Raw genomic sequence first — 15,101 nt, 5'->3', positions numbered from 1 at the left:
CGAAGGACGTGATGAAGGTACTGAAGGCTCCGTCGGGGAGCAACCGTCGGGGGACAATCCGGCGGGCCCCGCCAGCGGTGCGGTCATGATGCATCGAGCTGCAACGTTGGGCACCTGCGCGAGCACGTCCAGGCGGTGAGGCGAGACGAACGGAATGACGTGAATGGCAGCTCTGGGACGGTGGAACCGAGCTCCGAGGTGGCTTGCAGTCGGCGAGCGCTTTTCAGCGGTCGAGCTCCGCCTCAGATAAACGGGGCGAGCCTTTGCTGGCTCGCTGTGACAGCCAAGGGGGAGCTCCATGAAAAAGATCTGGTCGTCTTCAGTCGTCCTTGCTCTTGTCTCGGTCCTTGTCGGCCTTTGGCCGGCGAGAGCGCAGGCACGCGAGATCGTCGTGACCAACGCCGATAATGGCCACGAGGTGACCCTGCGGAGGGGAGATACGCTGATCGTGCGTGTGGAATCGAATCCCACCACGGGGAGCTCATGGTATACCGTCCTTGCGCCCGGCTCTATCGTCAAGGTGTCCAGACATCTGTATAACGCGCGGCCTTGCCCCGGCGGCGCGGTGGGCTGCGGAGGCGTGGAGGAATTTCGCTTCACTCCCACGACGAACACGACCGTCCAAGTGGCCGAGTGGCTCCGGATGCTCTATCTGAGGCCGTTCGAAGCTGGGATCGAGGGAGCCACGCTCTGGCAGGTCCATGTCAACCTCGTGCCCTGAACCGCCTTCGATCCAGCCTCGCCGCTTGCTCGTCACCCCGTACACGACACAGCCCGCAGCTTCCGCGAGCGCCGCGCCTTCTGCGGGCGCCCCCCGGCGCCGAGCCACTGATCTCGACTGATCTGCCGCACCTAGCGGACGCGGACGGGGCTGCCTCCCAGGGCGTAGCCCTCGTCGCGCGTGAGGATGCGAGCGGGGGGCTGGCCATCCATCAGCAGACCCCGCAGCTTGCGGATGGTGACGTGCAGCCGGTTGTCGTCGCGCAGCGGGTGATAGTCGGGCTGCGCCCAGACCTCACGAACGAGTTCCTCCTTGCTGGCCTCGCCGCCGTGAGCCCAGAGGACCTCGAGGAGGCGCCAGAGCAGCGGTTTGGACTCGAACGAGATGCGCGATCCGTCGTCGAGGACGACCGATCGATCGACGTCGGTGATGCCCCAGCTCGGGAGGGATCCCGGCGCGAGGTGCTCGATTTTTCCGAGGTGGCCGACGAGCGCGTCGAACAGTGCGCGCTCGACGGCGTCGGGACCTGCGGGCGCCCCGAGCAGGCGTCGTGCGCAGCGCGCGACGAGCGGGGCGGGGGCTTCGTCGCGGGCCCAAGCCACGAGCTGCAGCATCGAGGCGGCGGGCTGCGAGAGGTACACGAGCAGCTCGGCTTCGCGGACGAAACGCGCGCTCCCCATGCGCTCTGCCGACTCGCGGAGCCTTCCTGCCTGTTGCGCGGCCTCCTCGCGGCGACCCTGGGCGAGCAGGAGGAAGGCCAGCGTCGAGCGCGCGTGCGCTTCACGTGAGGCGTAGCCCCAGCGCGAGGCGTGCTGGACCGCCGCGCGACTGGCCGTGGTCGCTTCGTGCCAGGCGCCCCTCAGCACGTGCGCCTCGGCATCGGCAAGGCGCGCCACGATCTCGTGCTCGATGCTCCGCACCGCGGGAGGCGGGGAGGGGACGTGCTCGCCTAGGCGGAGGCGCGCGCGCCGCAGGGTCTCTTCGAGCAGCGGGCTCGCGGGCGCCCCGTTTCGCAACGACAGCACGAGGGGATCACGCAGGGTGACGCCCAAGTCCGTGCCGCGCGCCAGCGCGACCTCGATCGCAGCCATCGCCGCCGACGATTGGGCCTCGAGCAGGTCTCCCTCGCGCGCAGCCTGGAGCGAATCGCTCACTTCCTCGCCGATCCCGTCGAAGTCGCCCGCCCACACGCGCGCGAACACCCGGCAGGATCCCGCGAAAGGGTGCTGCAGCGTCCCTTCCCGCGCGAACGGAGCGAGCCGCTCTTCCAGGGCCGCCACGTCGCGCAGGGCACCTCGGTCGATCGCGATTCGCAGCTGCAAGAGGAGGATCGGCCCGAGGTGGTGGAACGGCAGCGAGCGAGCGCGATCGCCGGACATCAGCTGGGACAGGACGTCGTGCGCCTCCTCGAGCAGGCCGAGTTGGTAGAGGGTGTCGGCGGCGCGGAAGAGGATCGGGTTCTGCGCGCGGAAGGGAAGGCGTACTGCGCCGGCACGGACCCTCTCGAGGCGTGCATGCGCCTCGTCGCTACGATGCATCAGCGCCAGGACGGTCGAGGCGCTACCGTCGCGCAAGCAGGCGAGCTCGTCGTCCTCCGTCTCGATCGACTCGACCAGGGCGAGAGCGCGCGCGAGCTCACCCTTCATCACCAGGCACCGGGCGGCGATCGTCTTCGCCTCGCCGGCGATCCGAGGGGCGCCCTCGGCTTCGGCGCGGGCGATGAGCGCCTCCGCGTCGCGGAGCGAGCGGTCGAGATCGCCCCCCGAGAAGAACGCCTCGAGGAGCACCAGAGCGTCCTTCAGCGAGGCGTGCTGCGCGGCGCCGTGCGGCAGCGCCGCCAGATCGCCCACTTCCGCGGAGCAGCGCATCCACCACCGGCCTAGCTCCGGCTCGTGGCGCCGGAGCGACAGAACCGCGTACAGGTTGCGCGCATAACCGTCGCGCAGCGCTTCCTCTGCGTGCTCGTCGAGCCACGCGAGCACCGTCGCGGCGTTGCGATCGGAAAGGGCGCGCATCGCCGAGAGCATCGGGTCGACGATCGAGACATCCGGCGCGGCGCCCGGCGCGATGGCGCGTAGGAGCGCGCCGGGGTTGCCGCGGGAGGCCTCCACGGCCCCGCCGACATCGAGCGGCCTCGCAGCGGTCCCGTGCGCCAACGTCGCGAGCTCGTCGTCGGACATCGGCCCGAGGCGCAGGCTCTGTCCGGGGACGAAGCGGCTCTCGCAGAAGCCTTCACCGGTCACGATCCACCGCGACTCGCGCGCGTAGCGGGAGACGACGCTCATGAGATCACGAAGCAGCGGATCGGCGGTGACCCCGTCGAGCACGAGCCAGAGCCGCGCGCGCTCGGCCATGTCGAGGAGCACCTCGGGGAGGCTCTCGCGCACACGAAGTACCGAGGCCCACGCGATCTGGGTGACGCTCGCAGCGGCGGCGACGATGCGCACGAGCTCGCGATCCGGCGCGACACCGTCCGGCAACCCGCCGAAGGACGCGAAGACGACCGGCACCTCGGAGAAGCTCTCGCGCAAGACCTGCAAGACCGTCGCGGTCTTGCCGACGCCGTGCTCGCCGCTCACGAGCGTGACGGGACCCCTCGCGAACGCGACGCGGAGCTGTTCGCGCTCCTTCTCTCGACCCACGAAGAGCGCGGGCGGGTTCGGCGCGCGCAAGGTCAGCGGAAGTGACGCGGGGAGCATCCGCGACCTTTTCTAGCGCAATGCCGAGACTTTACGAGTCGGATTGCGGGACGCGGGGGGTGGGGTCGCGCTCGCGACGACGCCCTCCCGCGTTTGGTGCCGGCGTACCGATCAGGGGTACGTGTAGGTGTAGACGATCCAGCCGTTGCTGACGGTGCAGCCGGTCACGTGCGGGTCGAGCGTGTTCGCAGAGCCGGGGATCGGCAGGAAGTGGTTGTCGTCGGCGTGCTGCTCGGCGATGTTCCACTCCGCCTTGGTGCAGGCGCGGCCACGGTCGAGCGGGTCCGGCGCCTCTCCGGCGCCCTCGAGCGCGAGCTGGTCGCCGCCGTCCTCGCGCCCGTCGCTGTCCTCGCGGTCTTCGAGCGCGAGCTCGGCCTCCTCGACCTCCTCGCCCCCCACGGCACAGCCCGCGAGGGACGCGGAAGCGATCATCAGCCCAACCAGAACGTGCTTGAACATTGTGTAGCCTTCCTTCCGCAGGGGCCCGCTCCGCGCTTCGGCGCGCAAGCGGCAACCATCGGTGACCGGCATTCTGCAGAACCCGGGTGCCACGTCCCCTGATCTCGGCTGATCTCGCACCCTCCCGGGATCGGAGGGCTTGGCGTTCACCCATCCTGGCGGTTCAGCGCGTCGCCGGGGCCGCTGCGGACCGGATCCTCTGCCTTCCGTTTCGCCCGCCAAGCTTGAAAGACAGCCGGCGTGATTCGCACCAGGCTATGCTGCGGCACGCTTGCGCGCGAAGACTTCGACGACGACATTGGACGCGATACGGTGTAGTTCCTCGGCCGCGCGGGTTGCTTCCTCGGGAGTCGCGGCGAAGCCCCGGAAGACGTCTCGCCCCTCGGCATCGATGAGCCCCTCTCGGACGTAAATGCACCCATCGCTCCCGAGCGCGAGCGGATGCACGATCGCCCAGAGGAGCAAGCCCCCGACGCCAAACTTCTGGGCCTCGTCGGCACGCAGCGCATAGCCCACGAACACCGAACGGCCCGGCGGCGGAGCGTTCTCGAGTGCAAAATATAGAATGCCATCGCTGGCGAGCGCAAACGCCGTGGCCAACTCCGCAGGTTCGTCGCTCTTATTGGTGCTGCTCGTGGTTTTCGTGGTGCTCATGTTGCTCTCTCCTGTGCTTCAGAGGGGGACCGCGTTCAAAGGGGCGCCTCGACTCGCAGCCGCCTGAGATCGGCGACAAACGACCCCCAGGAGAGGGCGAAGGGGGCAGCGTTTGCCCAGAGAAGCATGCCCATCGCCTCCTTCTGCGGGTCGATTGCGTCGAAAGGGAGCGAGATGCTCGCCCCTTCAGGAGACAAACAATGCGCGAGCGGGCACGAGGTAACTCGGGCGCTGTCGATTTGTGGGAGAGTGTCGTATCCGAGAGGCGGGTCTACGTCCGGCCCGTGACGCAGAGAGGGGTGGACCATGGCAACCCGTAAGGCCAAAAGCGCAAGCGGGTTCAAGATTCGGTTCGGGCGCCGTGTGCAGGACCTTCGCGCCGAGCAATGCAAACGCTGGTGCGCTGAACGAGCCCACGCTTCTCTTCGAGCGCGAGGCTCTGTAGAATCGGCCCATGAACACCGAGCAGGTCGTCGTCGAAGGCAAGGACTACACCCGTACCGTCTGGTTCATCGCCGGCCCCCAGGCGACCGAGCACCCGCTCTGCGTGTTCCTGGACGGAGAATACTATCTCGAGCGCGTCGGCGCCCTGCCCATTCTCCAGGAGCTGATCGCAAGCCAACGCATTCCGCAGATGTCCTTCGCCTTCGTTCCGAGCAACGGCCCCCAGTCACGACACGAAGACTTCGTCTGCAACGATCGCTTCGCTCGATTCATCTCCGAAGACCTGGTTCACTGGGCCAGGAACCGAGCGAGCACCATCCGCGGCGAGAGAAATCTGGTCTGCGGTCTCAGCCTGAGCGGCCTCGCCAGCGCCCACATGACCCTGACCCATCCCCACGTCTTTTCGTCCGCGCTGAGCCAATCCGGCTCCTTCTGGTGGGAACGCAAACGGTTCGCGAGCCTCGCACGCGCATTCCCGAAGATCAGCTCCCGCCACTGGCTCAGCGTCGGCGACCAGGAGCTCGAGGACAACGCCACCCATCCACCCACGGGAATGCGCCAGGAGTTCACGCAGGTCGCCGGAGTGCAATCCGCCGTCGATGCGCTCATAGCCAGCGGCGCCGAGGTGAGGCACCACGTGTTTCACGGAGCACATGCGTTCGAACCTTGGCGGGCTGAACTGGCCGACGCGCTTCCGTGGCTGTGCAGCGCTTAGCCCCTCGTAGAGGTGAAGTCTTGGCCTCGCCCTTCGGCGCTCCGCCGGTAGCGGCGCACGTGCCGGGCACGTATTCGAGGTCCGTGATCGCCTTGCCGGCGATGGCATGCCCCGGGGGAACCGTGTCGTGACACTGGTCATCGGGGGACAGCAGGCCAAACTGCTCCGATTGAGAAGAACAGAGCGGCCCCTCGTAGAGGCGAAACGACGCCGTACAGGCGCTTGCCTCTGGCGGCCCGCACGCGCACTCCTCGCAGTTGCGCTCGTCGATGACGGCATCCTCGGGGTACATCTCATAACGGGCCCAGTTGTAGTTTTCCGGGCAGGGGGCGTCGGCCCCTTCGCGAACGACACATTGGAGCCAGCCAGGGCCGGGATCGCTCACGCAATACTGCGTCCCTGCGTCGGCGCAGGCGTCGTCGACAGTGTTATTCATGCACGCGAGGCCCGCGGTCTTCCACTCCCTCGTCGTGGCGAACGCAGGTGTCTCGCTCTTGGGGCTGCACCCCTGCTCGTTTGTCGGCCCGGGGAGCGGTGAAACCCACACGGACTGGGCACACGGCTCCCCGCCGCACTGCGCACCGGCCGGAAGGGCGTTTTCGCTCGTGCAGGAGCCATCCCAACCGGCCGGAGCATCAAAAGGGAGGCTGGCGGCCCCGCTTTCCCCGCACGCCCCCGCGCGGATCTCGAACTTCTCCGGCAGTGCTTTGCACGCGCCGGTCGATGGGCCGCATTCGCAAGGCTCGCACGCGGCGGCAGGGGCGTCGAGGTCCGCGAAGAGGCGCCACTTCTCGGCCGAGGCCCCCTCTGGACACTCCGGAGGTTCTGCCATCGCGTTTGGCGGGTACACGAGGAGAGATACCGCGACCTCCGACCAGTAGCCCGCGTTTCCGCTGGGTACCGGGACGCACCGGCCGGGGCACGCGGATGGACCCGCGTCGGGCTCTGTGGGCCCCGCCTCGGCGTCGGTGCCCGCATCCGTGCCCCCGTCTGGAATGCACGCGGGCGCCGGGAAAAACGAGTCGGGATCGCACTCGAACTCGTTGAAAGAGGGAGCCGCCGTGCAGGACGCGCCGACCACTCCGAGGCAAAATAACAGCGAACAGAAAAGAGCCGTACGCATGTCTAAAACTCCCAACCTCCGCCGAGCTGCACGCCGATCATCACCGGCGGCTGATCGGAGAGGACCGTTGGTCCAACAACCACCTGGACGCCGCTCGACAATCCGAGGACGTCGGCTGCCGCGTGGATCGTGAAGGACTCTGTGACTGAACCTTTGCGCCAACGCGCCCACCGGCTCCGGGTTTGACATTCACAAAACTGGCGGGTTTGTAGCCCTGCGATGTGGCCTCGACGGTGATCACGCCAAGATGCCCGAGCGCGCAGCCGACGAACCACCTGTAGTGCCCACACAGGCTCGCGATCCCGCCCGCCGTCATCGCATTGATGGGCTGGTCCGCGACACCCGTTGTCAACCAGGCCCCGCGGGCCTCAATCCCGATCGAAAGGTGCTGATTGACCTGCAAACCGCCGCCGATCATCGCCCCCACGGCGGGCATCCATGAAGCGACACCAAACACGACGACCGGCCCCACTCCCAGGAAGCCCCGCAGGCCCTTTCTTTCGGTGGCTGTTGTCGGATCCTTCGGCTGCTCCTCGTACGCGAACGGGTCTTCCTGTTTCGTGAAGCTAGGCCCCGAGACCACCGCCGATAAGGTGGCGGTCGGGTCCTTCTCCGGCACATAGACCGCCGGCTCCTCCTCCACCTTGTGCGCCGTCAGGGGAACGGAAACCTTCATGTCCTTCCCCTTCACGGCCGTGAACTTCACGACCGCCTCTTCGAATCCGTCGAGCGTCGCCCGGATCTCGTGCTCTCCTCCCGCCACGAACGTCCAGAAGGCCGAACGCCCCGCATCGTTCCGATCGATGCCGTCCACACGTCACACGCGCGCCCGCGTGAGAGACGAATATCTCGACCCACGAGCCATGAGCGCGCGCCACCTCGTGCGCCTCGAAGAAGCGCCGGCGCTCTGCACGCTCCGCGGGCGTCGTCGCCGGGGCCTGATGGAGCGCATAGAGCAGAAGCTCGGCGGCATCCTCGGGCCTGCCGCCCTCGACCAGCACGAGCCCGAGACGCCCCGAGACGAGCGGATCGGACCGCACGTTGAGCGCCTGGCGATACGCCTTGGCAGCTTCCCGCAGCCGCCCCGCGGCGCGCTCGCGGTCCGCGAGCTGCGCGAACGCCTGGAACCGCAGCTCCACGTCCGCCTCGGGGCTCTCGTCGGAGGCGCTGGAGAGACTGCTCTGCGCCCGCGCCGCGGGCGACGCGAGAAGCAAGATCGAACAGCACACGATCGCGCGCATGGGCCGAGATCTTTAGCACACTCGGAGGCTCGAATCCTAGTGGGACGTGTCCGCGGACGAACCCTTCGAGTCCGCGGACAAACCGCTCGTGGGGCGGCCCTGCTTGTCGCTGTCGACCAGGGGACGCCGTGGCGTGTGCGGCGTGTGCGTCTGCTTCTTCTGCGTGGGTGGCTCCATGATGCACGGCTTCATGCCGTCAGGGTGCGGCGTGTAGTTGGGGAGGTCGCCGAGCGCGTTGGCGATCACCTGCTGTTCCTTGTCGTCCGCGGAGTCGCGCGTGCGCGCCTTGTCGCTCCGGACGATGCGCCGGACATCGAGCTGCAAGCCGAGGAGCTCGGCGCGTCGGCTACGTAAATCGGGTTTGGACGATCCCATGCCTACAAACAATGCGCGGGGAAGCGAGAGGTAACAGAAAATCGACGCGGCCCGTCGACGCAAACCCGGCTGGCGTTTTGACTTACAAACCTATCCGCGTTCGGCCCGTCAAGTTGGCCGTCGCGGGGCGAGCAACGCCACCGCGCTCCGTCGTCTGCGAGCGGGCCCTGGGCAGGCCACTCCCGCCGGCGTCTGCTTCGTCAGCATCGAGGACGCGCGGCTCCGCCGCCGCTAGCAGCCTGTGGACTTATCTGCTGCGCGCCCCGAATCGTCGGTCGACATCGCTCGAAATCCTTCAGGATTCCTCGCTCCGTCGCCCTAGCTTCGGGGCGCTCGCGACGATAATTCCACAGGCTGCTAGGCTGGGTGCCGCTCGAGCAGGATGTCGCGCACCGCCAGCAGCCGCCCGTCGGCCTCGCGGTCCAGCCGGACAATCCCGTCGCCCCCGCGATTCTCCATCCGCCGGCGATAGGCAGCATCGACCAGCGCATCGTCGTCGAAAACGATGTCGTCGATCCAGTAGGGCCGCCGCCCGGGCTCGAGCACGGTCAAATGGACATGCGCGGGCAGGCTTCGGTCGGGATAGGGCGCGGGCTTGATCGTCTCGAAGCGGTAGCGCCCGTCGGCTCCGGTCTTCGCCCAGCCGCGCAGCCGGCCGTGGCGGCGGCTCCACTCGGTCTCGGGCGTGCCGTTGGCGTAAAGGCCCGCCGAATTGGTGTGATAGGCGTAGATCGTCACGCCGGCCGCAAGCCCGCCGTCGAGCGCGATCACCGTTCCCGCCAGCACCAGCGGTTCGCCCGGCTCGCCCGGCGGCGCGATCCGCGCGCTCGAAGCGGTCGGCTGCCGCTCGAACACGCCCTCGCAGCCCTCGCACCGGTAGAGATCGGCGCGCGCCGCCGATTGCCGCGACTTGCCGTCCGCCGCCCGGCACGCGCCGAGCGCCACAACGCCGCCCATTCCCAAGATCAGTTGCCGACGGTCCATGGCGCTCTCCTTCGCGAGCGCGCAGCCTATCAATCCTCCGGCGTCTCCGCCACCGTGCGCTTGTTGCCGAATGCGCTGCCATGTTCACTCCCAATCGCCGTCGGTGGAAAAGCATCCCGGCACTGCCATGGCTCGTCTCCTCGTTCCGCCATCAGAAGGTCAACCGCATGCCCATGCGGATCGTCCTCGGGCTCTGGTAGGACGTGGGGCTGCCGTAGCTCGGGTTTCGGTCGGCGGGATCGAAGGGCGAGCCGTCCTCGAAATTCACGAGCTTGTAGCGACAACCCGCGCCGGTGGCGCAGGCCGCCTCTCCCTTGTTCGGCAGGTCCGCGGCCGTGCCGCCGTCGATGGGCCGGACGTTCGCGTACGTGAACGATTGATCGCGGCCGGTCTCGGCCTGGAAGTTGAACAGGTTGAACACGTCCACGCTCACCGAGAGCGTGCTGTCCTCGCCCACCTTGTAGCCGACGACGAGGTTCGAATCGACGCTGTGGACCCAGGGCAAGTTGCCCCCCGCGCCGCGGGGCAGGATGAAGGCGGCACCTCTGCCGTAGGAGGGGTGAGCGCCGAGGACGTCGAGCGGGGCGCCCGACGCGCCCGTGTAGCCCATTCCTATGTTGACGTGGACGCTCTTCGAGAGGACGAACTCCTTGGCGCCGAAGACCTTGACCGAATGACGCCGATCCCCGGGGAGCGGGCCGTCACGGTTCGGCTGGAGCGACAGGAGGTCGAAATCGGAGAGCGTGTGGGGCGACGGATAGGGCCCCGAGGCGAGCCCGGGGTAGTTCCCGCGGAGATACGACGCCGTGTAGCTGGCGAGCGCGAACCACCCCTTGAAGAACGTTTTCTGGAAGAACAGCGTCAGGGCATCGTAGTCGCGCCGGGCTTCGGGGAAGTCGGAGCCCGCGCCATGGCCGGGGTTCCCCACGAAAAACGACGCCCCTTCGTCCCGGCTCATGGTCTCGATGGCGCGGTGGAGCGAACGGTGCACGTAGTTGACGCCCACGTGCGCGGCGCCGAAGACCTCGTATTCGCCGCCTGCCGAGATCTCGTCCATCGACTGCGCCTCGATCTCCGGATCCACCGCCGCGCGCTCGCCGGAATGAAAACCCCATTGCCGGTTCGGTGAGGAGGGCTGCCCGATCGTGAGGTTGTTCTTCGGGTCCAGGCAGGCCTCGACCTTCGCGGGGTCGCGCGGGTCGCACACGGAGCTCGACACCTCCGACACGGTGAGGGGCCGCTGGACGAACGAGCGGTCGGCCAGGCCGAGGGGCACGTTCTCGTAATAACGCGCGTAGCTGGCGAAGATCTTCGACCTTCCCAGACGGGTGAGGTCGTAGACGGCTCCGACGCGTGGAGACCACTGGTTCGGGAGCAGCATGCCCATCCCATCGCTGCTCGACATCATCTGCGCGTCGTACCGCAAGCCTGCGTCCAGCCTGACCCGGCCGAGGATGTCGAAGCTATCCTGGACAAACCCGCCGACGAGGGTGGAGCGCGTCGTGGAGGACTGCAATTTCGGGACGTAGACGTCCTCCGGGTTCGTCAGGTTGCCGATGCGCCAGACTTGCCACCCCGAGCCATCCCGCGTCTCCGAAAGCCATACGTTCCCCGTATTCGCCTGGGCGAACAGGCTGTTCGACACCTCGACGTCGATCCCCGCCTTGATGACGTGGAACCCCAGCGCCGAGAGCAGGTACGTGACCACGGCTTTCCCCTGGAAGCGGTTCGTGCTGGACTCGCTCACGTTCCCGGGACCACCGCTCAGGTAGGCGCGCACGGGGCAATGGATGACGTTCGTCGCCCCCTTCGGCTCGCAGCCGCTCCCTGCCGGAAGATCCTCGAAATCGGCGATGGTATGCGGCGCCCCACGCGTCCAGGCGATCCCGGGGACGGCGTCGAGCCCCTTCCCGCTGCCGATCGCCGCCCGGTCGACCGGCAGGCGGTTCGAGGAGGCGTGATGATATGCGATCGTCGCGTCGAGGAGGAGCGACTTGTGCAGGAACGCCGACGAGAACGTGAGGGAGGTGGTGTTGCTCATCTGCTCTTCCCGCCGCCCGAAGGCCGTGTATTGCCCCTCCAGCGAGCTCGTGTCGATCGCCGTGGTCGTGCCCGTGACCCCATTGAGCGAGAGCCGCCCGTCCCCCCCGGACCACGTGGGCGAACCGAACACCGAGAGCGTCAACGTATGCGACGGGTCGTCTTGCGGCTCGTTGATGTACCACGTGAGCTTGCCGATGTATTGCAGCGTCTCTTTCGACGCGATGTAGCGACGGGTCCCGCCCGCGATGGGCTCGGTGAGCTGAGATCCGTATTCATCGCGGAGGCTGATGGGATGGCCGCTCGCGTCGAGCTTCAAGGATCCGTCGGGGTTCGTCTCGTAGCGCAGACGGCCCAGCGAACGCACGATGTCGACGTCCTGGAAGGCCACGTTCAATCCCGCGTAAAACCACAGGCGATTTTCCTTGATGGGGCCGCGGAGCTCGAACCCGAAATCACGCATCGCGCCGAGCTTCTGATCGACAGCGACCACCGTGCCCTCCGCGCGCACGGGCTTTCGTGCTCCCTCGAACGCGCCCGGCGTGTAGCCGCCGAAGATCGACCCGCGAAACTTGTTGCGATACACCCACGAGCTGTGAAACTCGTCGACGCTCGCCTTCGTGACGACGTTGAACACGCCGCCCGTGGTCCGGCCGAACTCGGGCATGTATCCGCCCGTGGCGACCTGGACCTCCCGGACGAACTCGAGCGAGAGCGGCATGTCGTTGATGCCGTCCGAAGCGTTGCCCACGGAGACGCCGTCGACCTGGAATCGGTTCTCGGGCGCCGACGAGCCGTGGATGGAAAAGCCGAGGCTCGTCGGCTGGGCGCCGGGCGCGAGCGCCCCGAGGCTCTCGAACGATCGCACGGCCGAGGCTCGACCTCCCGGCGGCGCCACCGCGAGGCGATGCCAGACATCTGCATCGACGACCAAGCCTGTCGTCGCCGATTCGTCGATCGACGGAGGCGGAGACGGCTCGTAGGGCGGCTCCACCAAGCGCAGGTCGGGCAAGAGCTGGATGTTGACGCGGATCGCGCCGTTCGTCAGGAGCGTGAGCCCGCCGCGCACGTGGGGCCTGTACTGCTCCTTCTCGACCCGGATCGTGTATTCGCCCGGGGGGAGAGAAGGAACGCGATAGGTGCCGGACGCGCTCGTCACGACGACCTGCTCGCCCTGCATCCCGGGTAGAACCACGGTGATGACGGCGTCCGCGACGGGCTTTTTCGTCGCCGCGTCGAGGACGGTCCCGGTCAGGACCGAGTTTCCGGCGGCGGAGGCGGAGGAGGCGGCCAAGAGGCCGAGGCAAAAGGTCGTCGCCGGGGAAAACCATCGGGGGCCATGGAGCAAGCGCATGACGATTCGATTTCCAATGCTGACGGGGTGAAGACCCTGCCTTCCAGGACGATGGCCTGCACGTGAGCAATCCTCGTACCACGATTCGCGCCGCGGAATCCTGGGCATCGAGACAGGACACCTGCACGGAGGGTGTCACGCGCGCGTGACACTGACACGCCGTCGTTACAGCAATGCTCCGCTGTTGCGGGCGTGAAACAGACGCGGTCGCGGGGCTTGTCCTCCGTGTACCCGTACGCGAGCGCAGACATCGACGCGCGTCGTGCCCGAGCTGCGCGCGCGCCTCGTCGACGAGGCCCCCGACGAGGTCCGACCTCCTCCGGGGTCTCGTCGACGAGGGATCCGGGTGAACTTACGTTGTGGTTGCGTGTAGGCGCCAGGAGGCGCCCGGCATATCGTTTTCACCGTCGGGTTCGTTATGAGCGCGACGGGCTGGAAGAATGGTACGTGAACGGGCCGAACGACGAGGCTGAAGGGCCACGGAGAACGATATCGCAAAATTTGAATGGCAGCACTCGGCGGCGGGTCACGCGCCTGGTACGTCCTACAAAGTCCTTAGCGTACGCAAGAATTCGCTGGCTATTTCGGTGCCGCTTCGCGTAAGGTATTTCGAGACGCCGGGCGACGCGCGTGGTTCTCGCGCAGAGGCGGATTCTTTCTGCCATTTCAGGGCCCGCGCGAGGGGACGAGGACATGAAAAAGTTCACGGTGTTGGCGCTCGGCGCCATCTCTGGGCTGGTTTGTTCGCAGAGCGCGCTGGCCGCCGAGAGCATCCGATTCGATGATCGGATCGTCATCACGTCGGCGGACGGAACCGAAATCGCGGCCAATCTCTTCACCCCCGTCACGACGAGCTCGAACGCGGCGCTCCCGACCATCATCTTCGTCAATAGCTGGGCGCTCGAGGAGCACGAGTACCTCGCCCAGGCCAGCAAGTTCGCGCAGGACGGTTATCTCGTGCTGAGCTACAGCGCCCGCGGCTGGGGGCAGTCGACCGCATTCGCGACCGTGGGCGGGCCCGAGGACATGGAGGATCTCGCGGCCATCATCGATTGGCTCGACACGAACACGCAGGCCGACATCTCGAACATCGGCATTTCCGGGATGTCGTATGGTGCGGGGCTCTCGCTGCTCGGGATCGCGCACGAGCCGCGCATCAAGACCGCGGCAGCGCTGAGCGGGTGGGGCAGCCTGCCGGACGCCCTTTACGGCGGCGAGTCGACGAGCCTCGTGTGGGGCACGCTCCTCGTCGGCTCGGGTTATCTGCTCGGGGAGATCTCGAGCGACATCCCGGCTTATTTCGGCGACCTGCTCGCGGGCACCGACGTCTCCGAGGCGATCGCCTGGGCCAACGACCGCTCCCCCCTCACGTACGTGGACCAGATCAACGCCCGGAGCGCCCCCGTCTACATCAGCAACAATTTCAACGACGAGCTGTTCAAGCCGAACTCCTCGCTCGAGCTGTATTCGCTGCTCACCGGTCCCAAGCGGATCGACGTCAACCAGGGCATCCACATCAGCGCCGAGGCCACGGGGCTGCTCGGGCTACCGAATTACGTGTGGGACAACGTCCACGACTGGTTCGATTACTGGCTCAAGGGCGTCGACAACGGCATCATGGATGAGCCGCCGGTCACGATGGAGCTCCAGTCCTCGCACCAGCGCGTCGCGTTCGAGGATTGGCCGAGCGCCAGCGTCAGCACGAAGACCCTCTACCTGGGCCCCCGCGGCTTGATCGGGAACGGCGCTTTGCGGGGCTCGCCCAACACGTCGACGTCCACGAACTCGATCTGGTCGGGCGCCGATTCGATCGCCACGACAGGCATTCCGATTCTCTCGGCCACGCTCGACGCGCACCTCGATCTCGAGGTCTCGGCCTGGCTGCCCGCGGCCTCCAGCATCAACTCGATCGTCTATGAAACCTCGTCCTTCAGCGCCCCGCTCAAGCTTCGCGGCGTCTCGACGCTCGACGTCTGGGTGTCTCCCTCGCACGCGAAGACCCAGCTCGTCGCCTACCTCTATGACGAGGATATCCTGGGCAACGGGAAGCTGATCTCGCACGGCGTGAGGACCCTGCACAACGCGACGCCCGGGCAGGACGTGAAGATGTCCATCGAGCTCGTCGCGGCGGGTTACGACGTGCCGGCCGGCCACCGCCTGGCCCTCGTGCTCGACACCTACGACCCGCTTTATCAGCCGGCAACGCTCGGCGTGCACCAGGTCAACATTCGCTATAGCTCGTCGAAGCAGTCCGTGCTGAAGCTCTCGTACGACCCTTGAAACGGGGCTCGG

10 protein-coding genes are annotated in these 15,101 nt (G+C 67.2%); 3 read left to right on the top strand and 7 right to left on the bottom strand.

Going from position 1 to position 15,101, the window contains the following annotated elements:
• Positions 1 to 298: 298 nt before the first annotated feature.
• The gene (locus QHF84_RS05160) at positions 299 to 721 is read left to right on the top strand and encodes a protease inhibitor I42 family protein (protein ID WP_281312041.1); all 423 of its coding nucleotides are present in this window, start codon (positions 299 to 301) and stop codon (positions 719 to 721) included.
• A 131-nt stretch (positions 722 to 852) separates the two neighbouring features.
• Here the strand turns inward: QHF84_RS05160 and QHF84_RS05155 are convergent, their stop codons facing one another.
• The 3 genes from QHF84_RS05155 to QHF84_RS05145 all read right to left on the bottom strand — a co-directional run bounded on the left by QHF84_RS05155 (position 853) and on the right by QHF84_RS05145 (position 4,533).
• Complete coding sequence (locus QHF84_RS05155) at positions 853 to 3,420, bottom strand: AAA family ATPase (protein WP_281312040.1); 2,568 nt, start codon at positions 3,418 to 3,420, stop codon at positions 853 to 855.
• Between the two features lie 111 nt (positions 3,421 to 3,531).
• On the bottom strand, positions 3,532 to 3,879 hold the full coding sequence (locus tag QHF84_RS05150) for a hypothetical protein (RefSeq protein WP_281312039.1): 348 nt from the start codon (positions 3,877 to 3,879) through the stop codon (positions 3,532 to 3,534).
• Between the two features lie 255 nt (positions 3,880 to 4,134).
• Positions 4,135 to 4,533: a hypothetical protein gene (locus QHF84_RS05145; protein ID WP_281312038.1), complete on the bottom strand. Its 399-nt coding sequence runs from the start codon at positions 4,531 to 4,533 to the stop codon at positions 4,135 to 4,137.
• Positions 4,534 to 4,987: 454 nt separating this feature from the next.
• Here QHF84_RS05145 and QHF84_RS05140 point away from each other — a divergent pair, with 454 nt between their 5' ends.
• Positions 4,988 to 5,692 carry an alpha/beta hydrolase-fold protein gene (locus QHF84_RS05140; protein WP_281312037.1) on the top strand — a complete coding sequence of 235 codons (705 nt, stop codon included), beginning with the start codon at positions 4,988 to 4,990 and terminating at the stop codon, positions 5,690 to 5,692.
• A 1,163-nt stretch (positions 5,693 to 6,855) separates the two neighbouring features.
• Here the strand turns inward: QHF84_RS05140 and QHF84_RS05135 are convergent.
• The 4 genes from QHF84_RS05135 to QHF84_RS05120 all read right to left on the bottom strand — a co-directional run bounded on the left by QHF84_RS05135 (position 6,856) and on the right by QHF84_RS05120 (position 12,809).
• Positions 6,856 to 7,629: a hypothetical protein gene (locus QHF84_RS05135; protein ID WP_281312036.1), complete on the bottom strand. Its 774-nt coding sequence runs from the start codon at positions 7,627 to 7,629 to the stop codon at positions 6,856 to 6,858.
• 463 nt (positions 7,630 to 8,092) lie between these two features.
• The gene (locus QHF84_RS05130; RefSeq protein ID WP_281312035.1) at positions 8,093 to 8,431 is read right to left on the bottom strand and encodes a hypothetical protein; all 339 of its coding nucleotides are present in this window, start codon (positions 8,429 to 8,431) and stop codon (positions 8,093 to 8,095) included.
• A gap of 357 nt (positions 8,432 to 8,788) precedes the next feature.
• Positions 8,789 to 9,415: a hypothetical protein gene (locus QHF84_RS05125; protein ID WP_281312034.1), complete on the bottom strand. Its 627-nt coding sequence runs from the start codon at positions 9,413 to 9,415 to the stop codon at positions 8,789 to 8,791.
• Between the two features lie 151 nt (positions 9,416 to 9,566).
• The gene (locus QHF84_RS05120) at positions 9,567 to 12,809 is read right to left on the bottom strand and encodes a TonB-dependent receptor (protein ID WP_281312033.1); all 3,243 of its coding nucleotides are present in this window, start codon (positions 12,807 to 12,809) and stop codon (positions 9,567 to 9,569) included.
• Positions 12,810 to 13,502: 693 nt separating this feature from the next.
• Between QHF84_RS05120 and QHF84_RS05115 the strand changes: the two genes are divergently transcribed.
• Positions 13,503 to 15,089, top strand: coding sequence for a CocE/NonD family hydrolase (locus tag QHF84_RS05115; protein ID WP_281312032.1), 1,587 nt, complete (start codon positions 13,503 to 13,505; stop codon positions 15,087 to 15,089).
• The last annotated feature ends 12 nt before the right edge of the window (positions 15,090 to 15,101 follow it).

This window comes from Polyangium sp. y55x31 (assembly GCF_029946505.1).
GTDB lineage: Bacteria > Myxococcota_A > Polyangia > Polyangiales > Polyangiaceae > Polyangium.
Note: the sequence above shows the minus strand (reverse complement) of the source record. Positions and strands in the feature narration are given on the sequence as shown.

What these genes read in the sequence shown, in the direction of transcription:
- QHF84_RS05160 (WP_281312041.1), top strand. Translation starts at nt 299, where the DNA reads ATGAAAAAGATCTGGTCGTCTTCAGTCGTCCTTGCTCTTGTCTCGGTC.
- QHF84_RS05155 (WP_281312040.1), bottom strand. Translation starts at nt 3,420, where the DNA reads ATGCTCCCCGCGTCACTTCCGCTGACCTTGCGCGCGCCGAACCCGCCC.
- QHF84_RS05150 (WP_281312039.1), bottom strand. Translation starts at nt 3,879, where the DNA reads ATGTTCAAGCACGTTCTGGTTGGGCTGATGATCGCTTCCGCGTCCCTC.
- QHF84_RS05145 (WP_281312038.1), bottom strand. Translation starts at nt 4,533, where the DNA reads ATGAGCACCACGAAAACCACGAGCAGCACCAATAAGAGCGACGAACCT.
- QHF84_RS05140 (WP_281312037.1), top strand. Translation starts at nt 4,988, where the DNA reads ATGAACACCGAGCAGGTCGTCGTCGAAGGCAAGGACTACACCCGTACC.
- QHF84_RS05130 (WP_281312035.1), bottom strand. Translation starts at nt 8,431, where the DNA reads ATGGGATCGTCCAAACCCGATTTACGTAGCCGACGCGCCGAGCTCCTC.
- QHF84_RS05125 (WP_281312034.1), bottom strand. Translation starts at nt 9,415, where the DNA reads ATGGACCGTCGGCAACTGATCTTGGGAATGGGCGGCGTTGTGGCGCTC.
- QHF84_RS05120 (WP_281312033.1), bottom strand. Translation starts at nt 12,809, where the DNA reads ATGCGCTTGCTCCATGGCCCCCGATGGTTTTCCCCGGCGACGACCTTT.
- QHF84_RS05115 (WP_281312032.1), top strand. Translation starts at nt 13,503, where the DNA reads ATGAAAAAGTTCACGGTGTTGGCGCTCGGCGCCATCTCTGGGCTGGTT.